The organism is Orenia metallireducens, from assembly GCF_003001995.1.
GTDB classification, from domain to species: Bacteria; Bacillota; Halanaerobiia; order Halobacteroidales; family Halobacteroidaceae; genus Orenia; species Orenia metallireducens_B.
Genome location: NZ_PVNB01000005.1, coordinates 133,320 through 153,141, shown reverse-complemented (window position 1 = coordinate 153,141; position 19,822 = coordinate 133,320). Strand labels below are relative to the sequence as shown.

Here is a 19,822-nt window from a genome sequence, read left to right as displayed (position 1 = left end):
TATGTTTATAAATATTGTGATTTAAAGTTAGACTTAATAATGAAAGTGCGACACTTTTTTATTAGCTACTCCTTCAGGGCTAAAAACCAGCCCTTTGTGATAAATCCGCTGCTAGCTTCTAGCCTTTAGCTTTTAAGGTCTTAGCTAATAACCAGTAGCTATAAGCTAGTAGCAAAACTGTCGCAATATGCCCATATAGTGTTACATTAAGCTTTGAGCTAAAAATCAGATGATTATAAAAAGAGGAGGGATTATAATGGCAAAAGGTTGGATTCATTCAGTTGAAAGTTTGGGAACTCAAGATGGTCCTGGAATTAGGTATGTTGTTTTTACTCAAGGATGTCCTCTTAGATGTAAATACTGCCATAATCCAGATACTTGGTGTATGACCGATGGTCAAGAGGTAGAAGTAGAAGAATTAATGAATAAGATATTAAGGTGTAAACCTTTTATTAGTAGGTCTAAGGGTGGGATAACTATTTCAGGTGGTGAGCCAACTCTACAAATAGATTTTGTCTTAGAATTATTAAAGAGATGTAAAGAGGAAGATATTCACACTGCATTAGATACTTCTGGATATGTTGATAAGGATAAATTTGAGAAGTTATTGCCCTATACTGATTTAGTCTTGCTTGATATTAAGCATATAGATGATATTGAACATCAGGAGTTAACAGGTGTTAGTAATCAGAAAATTTTGGATATTTTGAATTTGTTAGAAGAGAGAGGTAAGAGTTTTTGGGTTAGGCATGTAGTTGTACCTGGTATCAATGATAAGATAGAGTATATAGAGAAGTTAACTGAGTTATTAGCACCACTAGATAATCTGGAAAAGGTTGAGTTAATTTCTTATCATCAATTAGGGGTTCATAAGTGGGAGACAATTGGATTAGATTATGAATTAAAGGATGTTGAACCTCCTAGTGGAGAGAAGATGGAAGAGTTTAAAGAGATATTTATTAATAAAGGAATCAATACTGTAGTTAAATAGATATATTAATCAGGCAGCCTGACAGGCTGCCTGATTTTTTGTGATTTGTTACTTATTACGATCTTATCTATTTTGAATATTAAATTAGCATTAGTATTATACTAAAGAAAAATAGTTGATTAGGAGTGGCAAGAATGAAGATAAGAAGAGTATTATTATTCTTAATTATAAGTCTAGTTTTCATTCAATTGGTGGGATGTAGTGGAAAGCAAGAAGAAAATAAAGAGAGTAAGGGTAATCAGAGCTCTCCTCCAAATTCTTTGACAGATATCAATATGAGTGTTGAAAAGATTATCACTAAGCTAGAAGAAGGTTATGAGAAGGTACAAGAAGAGAAGAAATCAAAAGATAAAGAGAGCAAATCTAATCAAGATAACTCTCAGAATAAGAGTTCTAAAAAGGATGAATCAAAGGCAAATCAAGACTCGAGTAATAATGAAAAAAAGATGAAGGATTTAGAGAAGACTTTAACTGAAAGTTGGGAGAAGGTTAATAAAGAGATTAAAAGCTTACATCAAAATTGGAATAGTTATGAGAGCGAAGAGTTAATAGATAAGCAGAAGATAAATTCTATAGAAGGAGAATTGAATGATTTAACAGAGATATCAAATGATGAAAAATTACTTGCTACTTTATTAAAGATAAATCAATTTAATTTAGAAATAGCAGAATTATATAGTAATTATAATGCCAAGATTAAAACTCTCTTAAAAAAGGTAGAAGCTTATACTAGAGATATAATGTATCTTAGTTTTCTAACTGACACCGAGAATAACATTGATAAGCAAATAGAAGATATAGATAAAATTAAGGAACTATTACCACAGATAGAGCTTAAATTTGAAAAAGATCAGAAGATGAAAAGTAAAGTTAAAGAGTTGAACAAAGCAGTGGAAGATCTGGAACAGGCAGTTAAAGAGCAGAAAAAAGAGGTTATAAAGGTTAAGGGAGAGTTGATTTTACAAAAATTGAAAGAATTAGATGAAGCTAAGTAGAGTTTTAGATTAAAGGCAGATTTAAAAATATCTGTCTTTAAAGTTATTTTGCTGGGTATTAGTACTTATGTGAGTGTTTGATAATAGCTTAAAAAATAAATCATTAGATAATTATGAGTTTATATTTTATTATGTATATGCATTATACTAGTTTAATTCAAAAGGGAAGCAAATCAATTATAGCTAAATTTAAGAGGGGATAGAAGGGAAATAGCTGATTTACTTAACTGTTCCTAATTAATTTGTTATAATTTCATATGAATCTATTTAATACATATAAGATGAATTCATAGGAGGGATTTTTAAGATAAAGAAAAGCTTATTATTTATAATTATAGTTCTAGTTACTCTATTTTTAATGAATATTGTTGCTAGAGTTGAAGAAGTTAAGTATGCCAGTGCAAATGCAGAAATGATGATTGGATTGGATCTTCCCCATGTTGGTTGGGCTAAACGAAATGAAGAAGAACTGATTACTGTTTATAAAGGATTTAATTTAGCTTTAGGATATAGTCAAAAAAATTATTTTGAGCTTGGATTGAGAGTAGGACAGTTCAATCCATATTGGGGATGGGGTACAATTTTATTAATAATACCTTATGTTGAAGTTGGTAGGGATTATATATTTACTCCCAATGAAGAGGGGAATTTTTGGACAGCTGGTGGTGCTATAGGTCTATATGGTGCTAGACTTAGTCTTTCTTATCGTTTTTAATTTAGATAATAATTATATATTTACTTAATTTACTGCACTTGAAAGGAAGTCTATAATATAGGCTTCCTTTTAATATCGAATTTTATCTTTATATTATTCTTAATTATTCGGATTTATGTTGACTAAAATCTTTTAGTTTGTTATTATATGACTAGAATAGTCGAATATGCCTCATATAAGTGTAAGAATAGGGCTTACAAGTATCTACCAGGTGGCCGTAAACTACCTGACTATGAGGGAAGTGTACCTAGGGTTCCGCACTAGGACAGTGTATAGTTGATAGTGTACAGTGTACAGTTAAAATCTTAAAATTAAGTTCTTAGAACTTGATGTTTTAAATTTAACTGTAAATTGTAAATTGTAAACTGTAAACTGCTTTTGTGGCTGGTCCAAGCGGTACAGATGCTCAGTTATTACACCGAAGGGATAAAAGCCCAGGCGGGGAGGTTCTACTCTTAGTTAGTAGAGGTTCCCTGTCTGGGCTTTTCTATGTTTAAAGGAGAATAAAAGAACCTAAATGTTTCACGTGAAACTATAAATTTATATAAATATGGAGGGATTAGATGAAGATATTAGTTGTAGGTAACGGCGGTCGTGAACATGCTTTAGTTTGGAAGTTAAAACAGAGTGAGAGAGTAGAGAAGATATATGTAGCCCCAGGTAATGCTGGAACAGCAGATTTAGCTGAAAATATAGAGATAGAGGCAACTGATATTGATAGACTAATTAAATTCTGTAAAGAAGAAAAAATTGATTTAACAGTAGTTGGACCAGAAGCTCCTTTAGTAGTAGGAATTGTTGATGCCTTTGAAGCTGAAGGATTAAAGGTTTTTGGACCTAATAAAGCAGCTGCTCAGTTAGAAGGTAGTAAAGTATTTTCTAAAGACTTTATGAAGAAATATGATATTCCTACGGCAAAGTATGAAAGTTTTGCTGATGCTAAAGAAGCTATTGATTATATTAAGAAAGAAGGAGCTCCTATTGTAGTCAAGGCTGAAGGGTTAGCAGCAGGTAAGGGAGTAATTGTTGCTCAAAATGTAGATGAAGCTGTTAGAGCTGTAGAGGAGATTATGGTCAATGAGAAGTTTGGCGAGGCTGGAGAGCGAATCGTAGTTGAAGAGTTCTTAGCTGGAGAAGAAGCAACGGTCTTAGCTTTTACTGATGGAGAGACTATTGTTCCAATGATTCCGTCTCAAGATCATAAGCCCGCTTATGATGGAGATAAAGGTCCTAATACAGGAGGAATGGGGGCATATGCTCCAGCACCGATAGCTACAGAGGAACTAATGGCAAAGGTTTATGAAGAGATTCTAGTACCAACTATTGAAGGTTTAAAGAAAGAAGGTATTACTTTTAAAGGTGTTCTCTATAGTGGATTGATGATTGTAGATGGAGAAGTAAAGGTTATAGAATATAATGTTCGTTTTGGTGATCCAGAGGCAGAGGTAGTATTACCTCTATTAAAGAATGATTTAGTAGATATTATAGAAGCAATAATCGAAGATAGATTAGAAGATGTTGGTATTGAGTGGTTAAATCAGACAAGTGTATGTGTAATTATGGCTTCTGGTGGATATCCAGTTGCTTATGAGAAAGGAAAAGAGATTAGTGGTATAAAAGAAGCTGAAGCTGAAGATATTATAGTCTTCCAAGCAGGGACAGACTTTAAAGATGACAAGTTAGTAACGGCAGGCGGACGGGTGTTAGGAGTAACTGCCTTAGGTAATGGATACCAAGCGACTATTGATAGGGCTTATGAAGGGGTTAAGAAGATAGATTTTGCTGATGCTCATTATAGAACTGATATTGGAGCTAAAGCAATTAAATAGCAGTGACAAGTGACGAGTAACGGGTGATAAGTTTTTAATAATGACTATTATTAGTTTTCTTTCTTTACTCGTCACCTGTTACCTGTCACTCGTTACTATATATAAAGTGAGGTGTTAAAGTGTCTAAAGATCCAACTAAGCAGAAGATAGGAATTATCGGTGGTGGACAGCTAGGGAAGATGATGATTTTAGAAGCTAAGAAAATGGATTTTAAGATCATAATTTTAGACCCAACCAAAAACTGTCCTGCTCATAGTATAGCTGATGAGCATATTGTTGCTGATTTTGATGATGAAGAGGCTATTAGAGAGTTGGCCAATAAAGCTGATGTTATAACTTATGAGTTTGAACACATTGGTATAGAAGTATTAAAAGAGTTAGAAGATGAAGGGTATAAAATCTACCCTACTATCAAAAGCTTAGAGATAATACAGAATAAGTATCAGCAGAAAGAGGTATTAGCAGTAAATAATATAGCAGTTCCAGATTTTATTTCAGTTTCAAATATAGATGAGATTAAAAGTGCAGGAGAAGAGTTTGCTTACCCTATGATGCTAAAGAGCTGTACTGGAGGTTATGACGGTAAGGGTAATGCAATAATTAAGAATCAAGATGAGGTAGTACAAGCTTATGAAAGTTTAGGAGCAGGTAGTTTACCATTAATGATAGAACGCTTTGTACCCTTCATTAAAGAGATTTCTATCTTGGCTTGTCGAGGAATCGATGGAGAGATAGCTGTTTATCCTGTTGCTGAGAATGATCACCAAGATAGTATCCTGATTGAAACTAGAGTGCCAGCAGAGATTTCAGATACTCTTAAAGAAGATGCTATTAGCTTAGCTCATCAGGTAATGGAGGTCTTTGAAGGTGTAGGTATCTTCTGTATTGAGATGTTTGTAACAGAAGATGAAAGGTTATTAATTAATGAGATAGCACCAAGACCTCATAACTCTGGGCATTATACTATTGAAGGTTCTATTACTTCCCAATTTGAACAGCATATTAGAGCAATTACTGGATTACCTTTAGGAGCGACAGCTTTACTACGACCAATAGTGATGAGAAATATTTTGGGGGAAGGGCAGCAAGGAGAAGCTATTGTTGAGGGAATGGTAGAGGTAGCTAGAGAGGATACTCTTAAAGTTCACGTTTATGGTAAAGAGATATCTAAGCCTAAGAGGAAGATGGGGCATTTTACAGTTACAAGTGATAATCTAGTAGAAGCAATCAAGAAGGCAGAGGAAGCAAGTAAAGTGATTAAGATTAAGGGACAATGCTAGGTAAGTAGTAAAGAGTAATTAATAATCAGGTCGAGGTTAAACTCGACCTAAATCTATGTATAAGCTTGATAAAAATCATATTAATCTAGAGATAGGAGAGGATTAACTTTATGAAACCACTTGTTGGTATTATCATGGGAAGTGATTCTGATTTACCAGTAATGAAAGAGGCTGTGAAGATTATGGAAGAGTTTGGAGTGCCTTATGAAGTTACAGTTGTGTCAGCTCATCGTACTCCACAACGTTTATATGATTATGCTCAAGAGGCAGAAGATAAAGGCTTAGAGGTAATTATTGCTGGAGCAGGTGGAGCAGCTCATCTGCCAGGAATGGTAGCATCTATTACTAGTCTTCCAATAATCGGAGTTCCAGTTAAGACATCGACTCTAAGTGGAGTTGACTCATTATATTCAATCGTTCAGATGCCAGGAGGTGTTCCTGTAGCTACTGTAGCAATTAATGGTGCTAAAAATGCAGGATTATTGGCAGTTCAAATCTTAGGTGGAGTAGATAAAGAATTGAGAGCTAAGTATAAGGAATATAAAGCTGATATGAAAGAGATGGTTGAAGGTGTAGCTAATAAATTAGAGAGTTTAGGTACTGAAAAGTATTTAGAGAATAAAGAGAAATAACCATAACGAATATTTTATAAATTCAGACCTAAATTATTCGTTAATTGATTGATATAATGGTTTTAATATGTTATTATAGAATTGTAAAGACGTTAAAAACGAATATTCTTGCTCAGTATATATGTGGGGATAGGGCCTACACGTTTCTACCAGATAGCCGTAAACTGTCTGACTACTTGAGGAAGTTTACTTAGGGAACTTTATGCCTAATTATACCTTCTATCAGAGTAGTAAAGGGAATAATTAGGTGTTTTTTATATAAATGAAATATATTAGGAGGGATAAGATGATAAGTCGTAGCATTTTTGATAATATTAGCCCTTTAGATCATCGTTATTCGATGAGAAGTGAGGAGTTTGAAGAGTATAGTAGATATTTGTCCGAGAGAGCAAAGATAAGATACCAATCAGAGGTAGAGTTAGCTCTAGTAAAAGCATTGGCTAAGAATGGAATCTGTTCTGAAGAAGTAGTTAAGGAGGTTAAGCAGGCTATAAGTGAGCTTAGTCCAGAGGAAGTATATGCAGAAGAGAAGAAGACTAGACATAATATTCGGGCTTTAGTAAATTGTATTCAAAAGAGAGTTAGTGAAGATGCTAAGCCTTATATTCATTTTACAACTACTTCTTTTGATATAGTTGATACAGCCAACTCTTTAAGGTATAAAGAGACTGCTGAAGAGTTAATCGTACCAACCTTAAAGAAGCTAGAAAAGGTGTTAATGGAGATTGCTTTAAGAGAGAAGGATACAGTTCAAGTTGGTAGAACTCATGGGCAGCATGCAGTACCAGTTACCTTTGGCTTTGCAGTAGCGGAGTATGTCAGCCGTTTTGGTAATAAGATCCATGCGGTAGAAGAGAGTGCCAAGAATTTAAGAGGAAAGATATCTGGAGCTGTAGGTGCTTATAATGCTAGTCATCTATTCTTTGATAAACCTGAAGAATTTGAGGCTGATGTTTTAGCAGAATTGGGATTAAAAGCAAGTACCCATTCTACTCAAATTGTAGAGCCAGAGTATATCACAGATTTTGTTCATTCATTAATCTCTGCTTTTGGGGTATTAGCAAGCTTTAGTGATGATATGCGCCATTTACAGCGTTCCGAGATTGGCGAAGTTGGTGAACACTTCGGAAAAGATCAAGTTGGTTCTTCAACTATGCCTCATAAGAGAAACCCTATCAATTATGAGAATGTTAAGAGTATGTGGAAAGCCTTCATGCCACATATGGTAACAGTCTATCAAGATCAGTTATCAGAACATCAAAGGGATTTAACTAATTCAGCTTCTAGTAGATTCATACCTGAAATTATAGTAGGTCTATTATCCTCGGTGAATCGCTTAATCAGAGTATGTGAAAAGCTAGTAGTAGACCATGAAAATATTAAGAGAAACTTTGAAATGAATAAAGAGATGATAGTAGCAGAACCGCTTTATATCCTGTTAGCATCTTATGGTCACCCTGACGCCCATGAAGCAGTACGAAAATTAACCTTAGAATCACAACAATCAGGTGAAACCTTAAGAGGATTGATTCAGAAAAGTGAGGAGTTAAAACCTTACTGGGAGAAGTTAACTGATAAACAGATGGAATTATTAATCAATCCAGAAAAGTATATCGGGATTGCTTCACAGAAAGCAGAAAAAGTTGTAGAGTATTGGAGCGAAAAGTTAGATATAGAGTTAGATTAACTTTAGTAGGGACTGGTTGCGATCAATCCGTACATTTTAAACAAAATGGAGGGTTCTATTATTATGGAAAAAATAGAGATGCTTTATGAAGGAAAGGCTAAAAAGATTTATAGTACCGAAGACACTGATAAGGTAATTGTTGAATACAAAGATGATGCAACGGCTTTTAATGGTGAAAAGAAGGGTCAGATTAGTGAAAAGGGTAAGTTAAATGCTAAGATTTCTACTATCTTCTTTGAATTATTAGAGCAGAAAGGTATTCCTACTCATTTAGTAGAACAACTTAATGAAACTGATGTTTTAACTAAGAAGTTAGATATTATCTTAGTAGAGGTAGTAATGAGAAATATTGCTGCTGGAAGTATAGCTAAAAGATTAGGGCTAGAAGAGGGGACTGAGCTTAAAAAGCCGGTTTTAGAGTTCTATTATAAGAGTGATGAATTGGGAGACCCAATGATCAATGAATATCATATCTATGCAGAGGAATTGGCTAGCAAAGCAGAGTTAGATACAATTAAGGATTTAGCCTTTAAAATCAATGAAATATTAGTAGAGTTTTTAGCAGATAAAGGGATAGATTTAGTTGACTTTAAATTAGAGTTTGGTAAAGGTACAGATGGAAAGGTCTATTTAGGTGATGAAATCTCTCCAGATACTTGTCGATTTTGGGATAGTAAGACTAAAAAGAAATTAGATAAGGACCGTTTCCGTAGAGATTTAGGAGAGGTAGAAGGAGCTTACCAAGAGATTTTAAAAAGACTTGAAGGCAGTAACAGCTAACAAGTAATCAGTAATGATATTTAATAATTATTATTAAATTTTTTAACTCGTTACTAGTTATTAGTTACTAATTACTGAACTTAGAAGGAGATGAAATAGGATGGAAAAAGAGTATCCGCTCCAAAAGAAAATGGCAGTAGATAAGATGGAAGAAGAGTGTGGGGTATTTGGGATTTATGATTCTAAGGGAAGCAATGATGTGGCCACACTATCTTATTTAGGCTTACATGCCCTTCAACACCGTGGACAAGAGAGTGCAGGAATTTGTGTTAATCATAGAGGGAAATTTAATATTTATAAAGGAATGGGTTTAGTTAATAATGTCTTTAATGAAGATATTTTAGCAGATTTAAAAGGAGAGATAGCAATTGGACATGTTCGTTACTCTACTACTGGGTCAAGCCTATTAGCAAATGCTCAACCTTTATTGACTAACTCAATCAAGGGAGATTTAGCTATCGCCCATAATGGTAATCTAATTAATAGCTCAGAGATTAGATTGAATTTAGAGAATCAAGGTTCTATCTTCCACTCTACTCTAGATACAGAGGTTATTGCCCATTTAGTAGCTCGTTCCTTTAAGGATAATATTGTTGAGGCTTTAATGCATAGTTTACAACAGGTTAAAGGTGCATATAGTCTAATTGCAATGGCTGGAGATAATTTAATTGCTGCTCGTGACCCTCATGGTTTTAGACCATTATCATTGGGTAAACTAGGAGATGCTTATGTAGTAGCTTCAGAGACCTGTGCCTTTGATATCATTGGAGCTAAGTTGATTCGGGATATTAAACCTGGTGAGATGATAGTTATCAATAAGGATGGAATTACTAGTCGTTTTTATAGTGAAGAGCAACCATCTAGATTCTGTATCTTTGAATTTATCTATTTTGCCCGTCCTGATAGTGTAATTGGTGGTCAGAATGTTCATTTAGCCCGTAAAGAGATGGGGCGTCAGCTAGCAAGAGAGATGGATGTAGAGGCTGATATTGTAGTTCCTGTACCAAGCTCAGGCATTTCAGCAGCAATAGGTTTTGCTGAAGAGTCAGGAATTCCCTATGAAAAGGGTATTTTAAGAAATAGATATGTAGGAAGAACCTTTATTCAACCTACCCAAGAGATTAGAGATTTAAAGGTAAGGGTAAAATTAAACCCAATTAGAGAGATTGTCGAAGGAAAGAGGGTTATCTTAATTGATGACTCTATCGTTAGAGGTACTACTAGCAAGCAGATTATCAGAATGATGAGAGAAGCAGGAGCTAGTGAAATTCACTTTGCTATTTCATCACCTCCTGTAATTGAGTCCTGTTATTATGGATTAGATACCTCTAGACGCCAAGAGCTAATTGCTGCTCATAATAGTGTTGAGGAGATTGCTAATTATATTGGTGCAGATTCTTTAACCTATGTGAGTATAGAGGGCTTATTAAACTCAATTAAGGCTGAAGGCTTTGATTATTGTACGGCTTGTTTTACTGGTGATTATCCAATTGGTAGAGGAACTGATAAATACGCATTAGAAGAATAGTCGAGAGCAGTAATGAGTAACAAGTAACGAGTAAAGAGTGCAAGTTAAAAGGTTAGAATATAAAAATGCTTTATTTTAAACTTGTATGTTTATATGTTGTATATTGCTAAATGAGGGGTGAAGTAAAATGGGATTATCTTATAAAGATGCTGGAGTGGATATTGAAGCGGGAGAAGCTGCAGTAAGTAAGATGGGTAAGCATGTCAAAGCTACTTTCGGACCAGAGGTATTGACTGACTTAGGTGGTTTTGGTGGTCTATTTGCACCAAATTTAAGTGGCTATGAACAGCCAGTCTTAGTATCAGGAACTGACGGTGTGGGTACTAAGTTGAAGTTAGCCTTTATGATGGATAAGCATGATACTGTGGGGATAGATTTGGTAGCTATGTGTGTCAATGATATCTTAGCTCAAGGTGCTAAGCCATTATTCTTCTTAGATTATCTGGCAACAGGCAAATTAAATCCTGATAAAGTCGAGGATATTGTTAAAGGGATTGCAGAAGGATGTCAGCAGTCAGGTGCAGCTCTAATCGGTGGAGAGACTGCTGAGATGCCAGATTTTTATAGTGATGGTGAGTATGATGCAGGTGGCTTTGTAGTCGGAATTGTTGATAAGCCAAAGGTAATCACTGGGGAGAAGATTCAAGCTGGGGATAAAGTAATTGGACTGGCTTCTAATGGTATTCACAGCAACGGTTATTCTCTAGTACGTAAGCTCTTTTTTGAGATAGAAGACTATGATGTTGATAGTAAGTTAGAGGGATTAGAGGCTACTTTAGGTGAGGAGCTATTAACACCTACTAGAATCTATGTTAAGCCTGTTTTGGAGTTAATTAACAAGTATCAAGTTAGAGGTATTGCTCATATTACTGGTGGGGGATTAATTGAGAATATTCCTAGAGTCTTACCTGATAATACTAAGGTTGTCTTAGATAGAGCTAGTTGGGATGTGCCAGAGATATTCAATATCATGCAGAAGTTAGGTGAGATAGAAGATAGAGAGATGTGCCGTACCTTCAATATGGGAATCGGTATGGTCTTGATAGTTCCTGCTAAAGAAGCAGATGCTGTAGTTGAAGAGGCTAATAAGCTAGGCGAGAAGGCTTATTTAATCGGTGAGGTACAAGAAGGAGACAAAAAAGTCGAAATTAAATAGTGTGAGTGTGAGTGGAGAGTGGGAGTGAAGAAATTATTATCTAAACTCACACTGACACTAAGCACCCACATTGTAAAGATTGAGGTGGAGTAGATGTTAAAGATTGGAGTATTGGCTTCAGGACGGGGAAGTAACTTACAATCAATTATAGATAGTATAGAAGCAGGAGAGCTGCAGGCTGAGATTAAGGTAGTTATTAGTGATAAAGAAGGAGCTAAGGCTTTGGATAGAGCAGCTAAGTATGGTATAGCTAATAAATACATTAATCCTAAAGCTTATGAGAGTAAAGAGAACTTTGAACAGGCAATGATAGATGTACTTAAGAAGTATGGAGTAGAGTTAGTAGTAATGGCAGGATTTATGAGAATATTGAGCCCTTATTTTGTGAGATACTATCGAAATAGAGTGATGAATATCCATCCTTCTTTATTACCATCATTTACAGGTTTACATGCTCAAAAGCAGGCCTTAGATTATGGTGTCAAGCTAGCTGGCTGTACCGTTCATTTTGCTGATGAAGGGATGGATACAGGTCCAATTATCCTACAGGCAGCAGTACCTGTCAAGGATGATGATACAGAGGAGACTTTGGCTAAAAGAATTTTAGTAGAAGAGCATCGAATCTACCCTGAAGCGATTAGATTATTTAGTGAAGGTAGAGTGGAAGTTAAGGATGGGAAAGTAAAAATAAAGAATAGAGAATAAATAATAGAATTATTCTATAATATATCAAATTAGCATTGATAATAAAAGTAATTTTGTTTTATTATGGTTTTAACTGTTCATTATTAACTATTAATTAATCTAAAGGGGGAGTGAGAATTAATGGCTAAGATTCGTCAAGCATTGTTGAGTGTTTCTAACAAAGAGGGAATTGTTGAGTTTGCCAAAGGACTACATAAGTTAGGTGTTACTTTAATCTCTACTGGTGGAACTGCTAGAAAGCTAAAGGAAGAGGGGTTACCTGTAATAGGAATCAGTGAGGTGACTAACTTCCCAGAGATGATGGATGGAAGGGTTAAGACTTTACACCCTGCGGTACATGGTGGTATCTTAGCAGTTAGAGATAATGAAGAGCATATGAAGCAGATTAAGGCTGAAGGAATTAAGCCAATTGATTTGATTATTTGTAACCTTTATCCTTTTGCTGAGACTATTGCTAAGGAAGGTGTTACTTTAGAGGAAGCTATTGAGAATATCGATATCGGTGGACCTACTATGATTCGTTCTGCTGCTAAGAACTTCAATGATGTAGCAGTAGTTGTTGACCCAAGTGATTATACTGGAATCTTAGAAGAATTAGAAGCTAATGATACTGCTTTAGCTGTTGACAGAAAGATGGAGCTATCCTATAAGGCCTTCCATCATACAGCACAATATGATCATTTAATCCAAGATTATTTGGCTAAGCAGTTAAAAGATGATGCAGGATTGCCAGAGGTTATGTTAGATAGATATGAGAAGATTAGTGATTTAAGATATGGAGAGAATCCACATCAAAAGGCTGCTTTTTATAAGGAGAAAGACCTTAATGAGCCTTCAATCACTACAGCTAAGCAGCATCATGGTAAAGAATTATCCTTTAATAACATCAATGATACTAATGGTGCTTTGGAGTTAGTCAAAGAGTTTACTGATAAGCCTGCTGTTGCAGTCATCAAGCATGCTAACCCTTGTGGTATGGGAGTTGGAGATACTTTATTAGAAGCCTACGAGAAAGGTTATGAAGGAGACCCATTATCTGCTTATGGTAGTATCGTAGCTCTTAATCGTGAGGTAACAGAGGATGTAGCTAAGGGGATTGCAGGAGAAGGTAAGTTTGTAGAGGTTGTAATTGCTCCTGGTTATACTGATGAGGCTTTAGAGCTTCTTAAAGCTAGATGGAAGAATCTACGAATCTTAGAGACTGGTGACTTATTTATCAATCGTGAGGAACCAGGATATGATATGAAGAAGGTAACTGGTGGATTATTAGTTCAAGATAGAGATGTGGTTGAAACTACTGCAGATGAATTAGAAGTAGTAACTGAGGTTAAGCCAACTGAAGAGCAGCTAAAGGATTTATTATTTGCTTGGAAGGTAGTCAAGCATGTTAAGTCTAATGCAATTGTGATGGCAAAGGATGAGATGGTAGTAGGTGTAGGAGCTGGTCAGATGAGCCGTGTCGACTCTATGATTATCGCTGGAATGAAGGCTGACGGACGCCAAGAGGGTGGAGTAGTAGCCTCAGATGCTTTCTTCCCATTCCCAGATGCTATCGAAGAAGCTGCTAAGAAGGGAATCAAAGCTGTAATTCAACCAGGTGGTTCTATCAGAGACGAGAAAGTAATTGAAGCTTGTAATGAGCATGGAATTGCAATGGTATTTACAGGTAGAAGACACTTTAAGCATTAAAAGCATATAAATAGAAATAAAAGTGAATATACTAATCTCTAAAGAGGATCATTACAATTATATTGTAATGATCCTTTTCTTTCTTCTATAGATGCCTTGGTTTGAAATAATAATCTATTTACGCTATGATAATATTAACGATATAGTTGATTTTAAATTTACAGGTCATTATTTATTAAAAAATTAAAGAGGAGGTAAAGGAAGTGTCTAAACAAGATCTTAAAAAGAAGTTGACCGATATACAATATAAAGTTACTCAAGAGGAGGGTACAGAAGCTCCTTTTAAAAATGAATATTGGGATAACTATGATGAAGGAATTTATGTAGATGTAGTCTCAGGAGAACCTTTATTTAGTTCCAAAGATAAGTTTAAATCGGGAAGTGGTTGGCCTAGCTTTACTAAACCTCTAATTGCTAATAATATTGTAGAGAAAGAGGATCATAAGCTGTCTTCTACTAGAATAGAGGTGCGAAGCAAGGAGGGAGACTCCCATTTGGGTCATGTCTTTGAAGATGGTCCAGAGCCAACAGGACTAAGGTATTGTCTTAATTCAGCTGCTTTAAGATTTATTCCTAAAGATAAATTAGAAAAAGAGGGATATGAAGAGTTCTTGGAGGAATTTGAATAAAGATATATAAATTAAAGGAGGCCTATCCGGCCTCCTTTAACTTATTTTAATCAATAGAATAGATTTATATATCCAATGTTGCAAAATAATCAGCAGGTGTTTCTGCTCTACGTATCAATTCAGTTGATCCATCTTCTTTTAGAAGAACCTCTGCAGAACGCAATTTACCATTATAGTTATACCCCATTGCAAAGCCATGGGCACCAGTATCATGGATTACTACTAAATCACCTTTATTAATCTTTGGTAGCATCCGATCTATCGCAAATTTATCGTTATTTTCACATAATCCACCTGTCACATCATACTTGTGGTCATGAGGTTGATTCTCTTTACCCATTACTGTGATATGATGATAAGCTCCATACATAGCAGGACGCATTAAATTAGCAGCACAAGCGTCTAATCCAATATAATTTTTGTGAATATTCTTTTCATGGATTGCAGTAGCAACAAGATGACCGTAAGGTCCTAACATAAATCTACCTAATTCAGTACAGATAGCTACATCATCCATTCCAGCTGGCACAAGTATCTCTTCATAGGCTTTACGAACTCCTTCACCGATAGCCAAGATATCAGCTGGCTCTTCTTCAGGACGATAAGGGATACCAACACCACCTGATAGATTGATAAAGGAGATATGGGCACCAGTTTCTTTGTTTAATTTAACAGCTGTCTCAAATAGGATTTTAGCAAGAGCAGGATAGTATTCATTAGCTACAGTATTACTAGCTAAAAAGGCATGAATCCCAAAGTGTTTAGCCCCTTTCTCTTGTAGCTTGTTAAATCCTTCTACTAATTGCTCATAAGTAAATCCATACTTTGCTTCAGCAGGGTTGTCCATGATATCATTATCACTTTTGAAGTTGTTTCCTGGATTATAGCGACAGCTAATAGTCTCTGGAATCTCACCAGTAACTTCTTCTAAAAAGTCAATATGGGTAATATCATCAAGGTTGATAATAGCATCTAACTTGCTTGCCAATTCAAAGTCCTCTCTAGGTGTAACATTTGAGGAGAACATGATATCGTCACCACTAAAACCAACTTGCTCAGACATCATCAGCTCAGTAAGTGAAGAGCAGTCTACCCCACAACCCTCTTCTTGTAATATCTTTAAGATTGTTGGATTTGGTGTAGCTTTTACAGCAAAGTACTCTTTAAATCCTTCATTCCAAGCAAATGCTTCGTTTAATTTACGTGCATTTTCTCTAATACCTTTCTCATCATATAGGTGAAAAGGAGTAGGGTACTCTTGAGTTATCTCTTTTAATTGTTCTAAATTTACAAAGGGTTTTTTCACTTCAATCATCCTTCCTATTAGTTAATTCTATTAGTTTGATTTCATTTTTTAATGACTCTTTAAATAAATTTACTAGATTCTGCTTTTTTGAATATAAACAGGTAGAGTTATTCTCATCTATGATTTCTCCTGTTAATACCTTAGTTGAATCGACAATAAGCCTAATTTGATATTCTTCTCTTTTGGCATAATAAATCACTGCACCTTCAAGCTTAAATGGTCTTTCACTTATTATCACCACTTTAAGCCCTTTGGAGATAGATTCTTTTAAATAGGGCAGTATTGTCTCCATAGTTTCATTAGATATAGATATATAAATGCGTTCCTTGGCTTGGCTAATCATATTTTTTATCTTATCTAAGATATTTATTTTGCCCTGTACAGTGATATAGCCATTGTCTTCTGCTTGACGTTTGGGCATGTTTTCTATCAATTTAACCTTTAACTCTTTCATCTGCCTAATCTTATTATTACAGAACTCATCAATAGGTATAGGGGTATATTTCTTTGCCTTCTCTTCAATTAGATAAGCAGCCCCCTTTTCCACTAGACTGGCTAGATTGGTATATACATTGGAACGTGAGATTCCTGTCTCTTTAGCTACCTCATAACCTGTCATAGCACCATTGATAGATAATGTTATATAGATAGTTGCTTCTTGTCTTGTAAGGTTAAAGTATGTAAGTGACTCTTGTATATCTATAGAAAAAACCTCCTAACTACTAAATTGGATATCAATTGTTTGATTAATATTTTTAGTGTTTCTTTATAAGAACACTATATAACATTTGTTGAATTATGTCAATAGGAATTTAGGGTGTGAGGGGGGTAGTTTTGGTTAATAGAGATTGTTGAAGGGGTTATTGAATAAGGGACTTAAAACTTGTAATGGATATTATTTTTACATCAATATATAATGATATAGTTATTGTATTTAAAGGCGAAAAAAATTCCTGTTTGAACGAAACAAGTATTCTCAAGGAATAATAGTTATAGTAGAATTGTTGAATTAGAAGTACTATATTTCTTAAAATTAATAGATATTGATTGCGTAGTGAGTTAAATTTTTTTCTTGATTGGATTTATCACGAAGGGTTCTAAGAATGAACCCGTAGGTTTACTTACTTTTTCATCAAGGACACCCGCAGGAAGTAGTCTTGGGCTGAAAACGTAACTCGCCCTTAGACGAAATCTAAACTAGGTTAAGTACAATTCTTTATAACAAATCCAAAATAAGCTATCATTCAAAAGATAAATTATCGCAATAGAAAAAGGACTTGGAAGCCCAAGTCCTTTACCTATTATTGACTAATATACTGATCAAAACTCATCATTTTATCCACTAAACCGTCATCTTTAATCTCAATCACTCTATTAGCGATAGTTTCAATAAACTGATGGTCATGAGCTGTAAATAAAACATTTCCTTTAAAATCAATCAATCCATTATTCAAAGCTGTAATTGACTCAAGATCTAAATGGCTAGTAGGCTGATCAAGTAATAAAACATTAGCACCTGATAGCATCATCTTAGAAAGCATACAACGGACTTTCTCCCCTCCAGATAAGACATTGGCTGGCTTTAAAGCATCTTCTCCACTAAATAGCATTCTTCCTAAGAAGCTACGCAAGAAGTTCTCTGTCTTATCATCAGAAAATTGAGCTAACCACTTGATTAGACTTAAATTACAATCATTAAAGTATTGGGAGTTATCCTTAGGGAAGTATGATTGTGAGGTAGTGACACCCCATTGAACTGTACCACTATCAGCTTCCAGCTCTCCTGCTAAGATCTCAAATAAAGTACTAATAGCAAGCTCATTCTCACCTAAAAAGACAACCTTATCCTCTCTATTTATCCTAAAGGTAATATTATCAAGGATCTTCTCTCCTTCAATAGTTTTAGAAAGGTTTTCAACATAAAGTACCTCATTACCAACCTCTCGATCAGCTTTAAAGCCTACAAAAGGATACTTTCTTGAAGAGGCAGGCATCTCTTCGATAGATATCTTCTCTAATAACTTTCTGCGAGAAGTAGCCTGTTTTGATTTTGATTTATTAGCTGAGAAGCGAGCGATAAACTCTTGTAGTTCTTTAACCTTGGCTTCTTTCTTCTGATTTTCCTTCTTAGTTAACTGTTGCATCAGCTTACTGGATTCATACCAGAAGTCATAATTTCCTACATATAGTTTGATCTTCTTGAAGTCAATATCGACAATATGAGTACAGACAGTATTTAAAAAATGTCTATCATGGGAGACTACAATCACTATATTTGGGAAGTTAAGCAAGAATTCTTCAAGCCAATTAACTGAAGCAATATCTAAATGGTTAGTAGGCTCATCCAATAGTAGTATATCTGGTTCACCAAATAAAGCTTGAGCCAGTAAGACCTTGACCTTATCTCCACCATCTAAATCCTTCATCTTTAAAGTGTGTAAGTCTACCTTGATTCCAAGCCCCTGCAAAAGTTGAGCAGCTTCTGGTTCAGCATTCCATCCATTTAACTCTGCAAATTCTGCTTCTAGCTCAGAAGCCTTTACTCCATCTTCATCACTAAAGTCGGCCTTAGCATAGATAGCATCCTTTTCTTTCATAATCTCATATAATTTTTCATTGCCCATTATAACAGTCTCTAAGACTTGATATTCATCATATTGATAATGATCTTGCTTTAATACTGAGATTCTCTTTTTAGGGGGAATAATTATATCTCCTGTAGTAGTATCGATCTCACCAGATAATACTTTTAAAAAAGTAGATTTACCAGCACCATTAGCACCAATAACCCCATAACAATTACCTGGGGTAAATTTTAGATTGACATCACTGAATAATTTACTTGAACTGAATTGAACACTAACATTATTAACTGTAATCATAAGCTTGCTCCTTTTAAATTAAAATTTTATTCTTCAATTATAACACAAATTAGTAAATAATAATATAAGTTCTAGATAGTTCTCTAATAGTTCTAGAGAAGTTAGCTATAAGTCAATTATATTAGCAATGCTAGCTCTTATCATTTAAAGTTGAATAACTATATCATTTACTAATTTTGATATCTTTTGCCAATAATCAAATAGAATTGAAATATTTTATTGAAATAAAGGTATTAACCAGATTCTGGTTAATATATATAGATAAGAGTCGAATAAATACAAGGGGGTAGTAAGATGGGAATATTAAAGGTAGCATCAACATCAAGTCCTAATAAAGTTGCGGGTGCACTTGCAGGTGTTTTAAGAGAAAGTGGTCGTGCTGAGTTGCAGGCTATTGGAGCAGGTGCTGTCAATCAGGGGATCAAAGCTGTTGCAATTGCTAGAGGATATCTTGCTCCCAGTGGAGTTGACCTTATTTGTATACCAGCCTTTATAGATATTAAAATTGATGGAGTGGAAAGAACAGCTATTAAGTTAATTGTAGAGCATAAGTAAGCTAGTAACTTCTTAACAATAATATAAAAAAGATACTCTGATTGAATTCCAAAGCAATCAGAATTATCTCAATAAAATTAGTAAAGGACTTGGAATTTTCCAAGTCCTTTTATTTTGAGCTTAATTGTCATCATCATTATTTCTTCTGTTCATTAAGAATAAAGCAGTTGCAAAATAAGTGTAGTTTGCATCCATTCCCATTGCATCCTTATAAACTCATAATCTTATAGTAATGATTATTATTATCGATATTATAATATCATTAATCTCCTGTGTCAAGGAAAATCTTGTATTTATTATCGATTATTTTTTCATAATACAAATTTATTCTATATATTTTATCCTAATCCTGTTAAATAAGAACTATAAATAGTGATTACGTTTGATTAAAGCCAAGAACTTAGATATAATGCAATTATATCAGGAATAGTTATTAGTTGACTTTAGATATGATCTTTTGATT

The 19,822-nt window shown here is 34.6% G+C and carries 17 protein-coding genes and 2 riboswitches; of the genes, 14 read left to right on the top strand and 3 right to left on the bottom strand.

The window, feature by feature from the left end; translation table 11 throughout:
* Nucleotides 1-256 precede the first annotated feature (256 nt).
* From pflA to msrB, 13 genes are all read left to right on the top strand, one after another.
* Nucleotides 257-991, top strand: coding sequence for a pyruvate formate-lyase-activating protein (gene pflA, locus BX659_RS05335; protein ID WP_097016784.1), 735 nt, complete (start codon nucleotides 257-259; stop codon nucleotides 989-991).
* A gap of 134 nt (nucleotides 992-1,125) precedes the next feature.
* A complete protein-coding gene (locus BX659_RS05330) occupies nucleotides 1,126-1,986 on the top strand; it encodes a hypothetical protein (protein WP_097016783.1) in 861 nt (286 codons plus the stop codon).
* Nucleotides 1,987-2,344: 358 nt separating this feature from the next.
* Nucleotides 2,345-2,701, top strand: coding sequence for a hypothetical protein (locus BX659_RS05325; RefSeq protein WP_097016782.1), 357 nt, complete (start codon nucleotides 2,345-2,347; stop codon nucleotides 2,699-2,701).
* Between the two features lie 151 nt (nucleotides 2,702-2,852).
* A riboswitch (purine riboswitch) is annotated at nucleotides 2,853-2,954 on the top strand.
* Between the two features lie 310 nt (nucleotides 2,955-3,264).
* On the top strand, nucleotides 3,265-4,530 hold the full coding sequence (gene purD / locus BX659_RS05320; protein WP_097016781.1) for a phosphoribosylamine--glycine ligase: 1,266 nt from the start codon (nucleotides 3,265-3,267) through the stop codon (nucleotides 4,528-4,530).
* 119 nt (nucleotides 4,531-4,649) lie between these two features.
* The gene (locus BX659_RS05315; RefSeq protein WP_097016780.1) at nucleotides 4,650-5,810 is read left to right on the top strand and encodes a 5-(carboxyamino)imidazole ribonucleotide synthase; all 1,161 of its coding nucleotides are present in this window, start codon (nucleotides 4,650-4,652) and stop codon (nucleotides 5,808-5,810) included.
* 110 nt (nucleotides 5,811-5,920) lie between these two features.
* Nucleotides 5,921-6,442: a 5-(carboxyamino)imidazole ribonucleotide mutase gene (gene purE, locus BX659_RS05310; RefSeq protein WP_097016779.1), complete on the top strand. Its 522-nt coding sequence runs from the start codon at nucleotides 5,921-5,923 to the stop codon at nucleotides 6,440-6,442.
* A 94-nt stretch (nucleotides 6,443-6,536) separates the two neighbouring features.
* Nucleotides 6,537-6,637: riboswitch (purine riboswitch) on the top strand.
* Nucleotides 6,638-6,728: 91 nt separating this feature from the next.
* Nucleotides 6,729-8,129, top strand: coding sequence for an adenylosuccinate lyase (purB, locus tag BX659_RS05305; RefSeq protein ID WP_097016778.1), 1,401 nt, complete (start codon nucleotides 6,729-6,731; stop codon nucleotides 8,127-8,129).
* A gap of 63 nt (nucleotides 8,130-8,192) precedes the next feature.
* Nucleotides 8,193-8,909 carry a phosphoribosylaminoimidazolesuccinocarboxamide synthase gene (gene purC, locus BX659_RS05300; RefSeq protein WP_097016777.1) on the top strand — a complete coding sequence of 239 codons (717 nt, stop codon included), beginning with the start codon at nucleotides 8,193-8,195 and terminating at the stop codon, nucleotides 8,907-8,909.
* A gap of 100 nt (nucleotides 8,910-9,009) precedes the next feature.
* Nucleotides 9,010-10,437 (top strand): amidophosphoribosyltransferase, encoded by a 1,428-nt coding sequence (purF, locus tag BX659_RS05295; protein WP_097016776.1) that lies wholly within the window; start codon nucleotides 9,010-9,012, stop codon nucleotides 10,435-10,437.
* A 127-nt stretch (nucleotides 10,438-10,564) separates the two neighbouring features.
* A complete protein-coding gene (gene purM / locus BX659_RS05290; protein ID WP_097016775.1) occupies nucleotides 10,565-11,593 on the top strand; it encodes a phosphoribosylformylglycinamidine cyclo-ligase in 1,029 nt (342 codons plus the stop codon).
* A gap of 93 nt (nucleotides 11,594-11,686) precedes the next feature.
* Nucleotides 11,687-12,298 (top strand): phosphoribosylglycinamide formyltransferase, encoded by a 612-nt coding sequence (gene purN, locus BX659_RS05285; protein ID WP_097016774.1) that lies wholly within the window; start codon nucleotides 11,687-11,689, stop codon nucleotides 12,296-12,298.
* Between the two features lie 120 nt (nucleotides 12,299-12,418).
* A complete protein-coding gene (gene purH, locus BX659_RS05280; RefSeq protein ID WP_097016773.1) occupies nucleotides 12,419-13,987 on the top strand; it encodes a bifunctional phosphoribosylaminoimidazolecarboxamide formyltransferase/IMP cyclohydrolase in 1,569 nt (522 codons plus the stop codon).
* A gap of 203 nt (nucleotides 13,988-14,190) precedes the next feature.
* The gene (gene msrB, locus BX659_RS05275) at nucleotides 14,191-14,616 is read left to right on the top strand and encodes a peptide-methionine (R)-S-oxide reductase MsrB (RefSeq protein ID WP_253250665.1); all 426 of its coding nucleotides are present in this window, start codon (nucleotides 14,191-14,193) and stop codon (nucleotides 14,614-14,616) included.
* A 64-nt stretch (nucleotides 14,617-14,680) separates the two neighbouring features.
* On the opposite strand, the gene BX659_RS05270 is transcribed toward msrB, so the two are convergent.
* From BX659_RS05270 to BX659_RS05260, 3 genes are all read right to left on the bottom strand, one after another.
* Nucleotides 14,681-15,931 (bottom strand): diaminopimelate decarboxylase, encoded by a 1,251-nt coding sequence (locus BX659_RS05270; protein ID WP_097016771.1) that lies wholly within the window; start codon nucleotides 15,929-15,931, stop codon nucleotides 14,681-14,683.
* Nucleotides 15,924-16,619, bottom strand: a complete 696-nt coding sequence (locus BX659_RS05265; RefSeq protein ID WP_258176113.1) for a TrmB family transcriptional regulator — start codon at nucleotides 16,617-16,619, stop codon at nucleotides 15,924-15,926. The genes BX659_RS05270 and BX659_RS05265 overlap by 8 nt, the downstream gene beginning before the upstream one ends.
* Nucleotides 16,620-17,223: 604 nt before the next feature.
* Nucleotides 17,224-18,804, bottom strand: a complete 1,581-nt coding sequence (locus BX659_RS05260) for an ABC-F family ATP-binding cassette domain-containing protein (protein WP_097016769.1) — start codon at nucleotides 18,802-18,804, stop codon at nucleotides 17,224-17,226.
* A 294-nt stretch (nucleotides 18,805-19,098) separates the two neighbouring features.
* Here BX659_RS05260 and BX659_RS05255 point away from each other — a divergent pair, with 294 nt between their 5' ends.
* Entirely contained in the window at nucleotides 19,099-19,359 is a 261-nt protein-coding gene (locus BX659_RS05255; RefSeq protein ID WP_097016768.1) for a stage V sporulation protein S, read from the top strand.
* The last annotated feature ends 463 nt before the right edge of the window (nucleotides 19,360-19,822 follow it).

What these genes read in the sequence shown, in the direction of transcription:
- BX659_RS05330 (WP_097016783.1), top strand. Translation starts at nt 1,126, where the DNA reads ATGAAGATAAGAAGAGTATTATTATTCTTAATTATAAGTCTAGTTTTC.
- BX659_RS05325 (WP_097016782.1), top strand. Translation starts at nt 2,345, where the DNA reads ATGAATATTGTTGCTAGAGTTGAAGAAGTTAAGTATGCCAGTGCAAAT.
- purB (WP_097016778.1), top strand. Translation starts at nt 6,729, where the DNA reads ATGATAAGTCGTAGCATTTTTGATAATATTAGCCCTTTAGATCATCGT.
- purH (WP_097016773.1), top strand. Translation starts at nt 12,419, where the DNA reads ATGGCTAAGATTCGTCAAGCATTGTTGAGTGTTTCTAACAAAGAGGGA.
- BX659_RS05255 (WP_097016768.1), top strand. Translation starts at nt 19,099, where the DNA reads ATGGGAATATTAAAGGTAGCATCAACATCAAGTCCTAATAAAGTTGCG.
- BX659_RS05260 (WP_097016769.1), bottom strand. Translation starts at nt 18,804, where the DNA reads ATGATTACAGTTAATAATGTTAGTGTTCAATTCAGTTCAAGTAAATTA.
- pflA (WP_097016784.1), top strand. Translation starts at nt 257, where the DNA reads ATGGCAAAAGGTTGGATTCATTCAGTTGAAAGTTTGGGAACTCAAGAT.
- purM (WP_097016775.1), top strand. Translation starts at nt 10,565, where the DNA reads ATGGGATTATCTTATAAAGATGCTGGAGTGGATATTGAAGCGGGAGAA.
- purC (WP_097016777.1), top strand. Translation starts at nt 8,193, where the DNA reads ATGGAAAAAATAGAGATGCTTTATGAAGGAAAGGCTAAAAAGATTTAT.
- purD (WP_097016781.1), top strand. Translation starts at nt 3,265, where the DNA reads ATGAAGATATTAGTTGTAGGTAACGGCGGTCGTGAACATGCTTTAGTT.
- purN (WP_097016774.1), top strand. Translation starts at nt 11,687, where the DNA reads ATGTTAAAGATTGGAGTATTGGCTTCAGGACGGGGAAGTAACTTACAA.
- purF (WP_097016776.1), top strand. Translation starts at nt 9,010, where the DNA reads ATGGAAAAAGAGTATCCGCTCCAAAAGAAAATGGCAGTAGATAAGATG.
- BX659_RS05270 (WP_097016771.1), bottom strand. Translation starts at nt 15,931, where the DNA reads ATGATTGAAGTGAAAAAACCCTTTGTAAATTTAGAACAATTAAAAGAG.
- purE (WP_097016779.1), top strand. Translation starts at nt 5,921, where the DNA reads ATGAAACCACTTGTTGGTATTATCATGGGAAGTGATTCTGATTTACCA.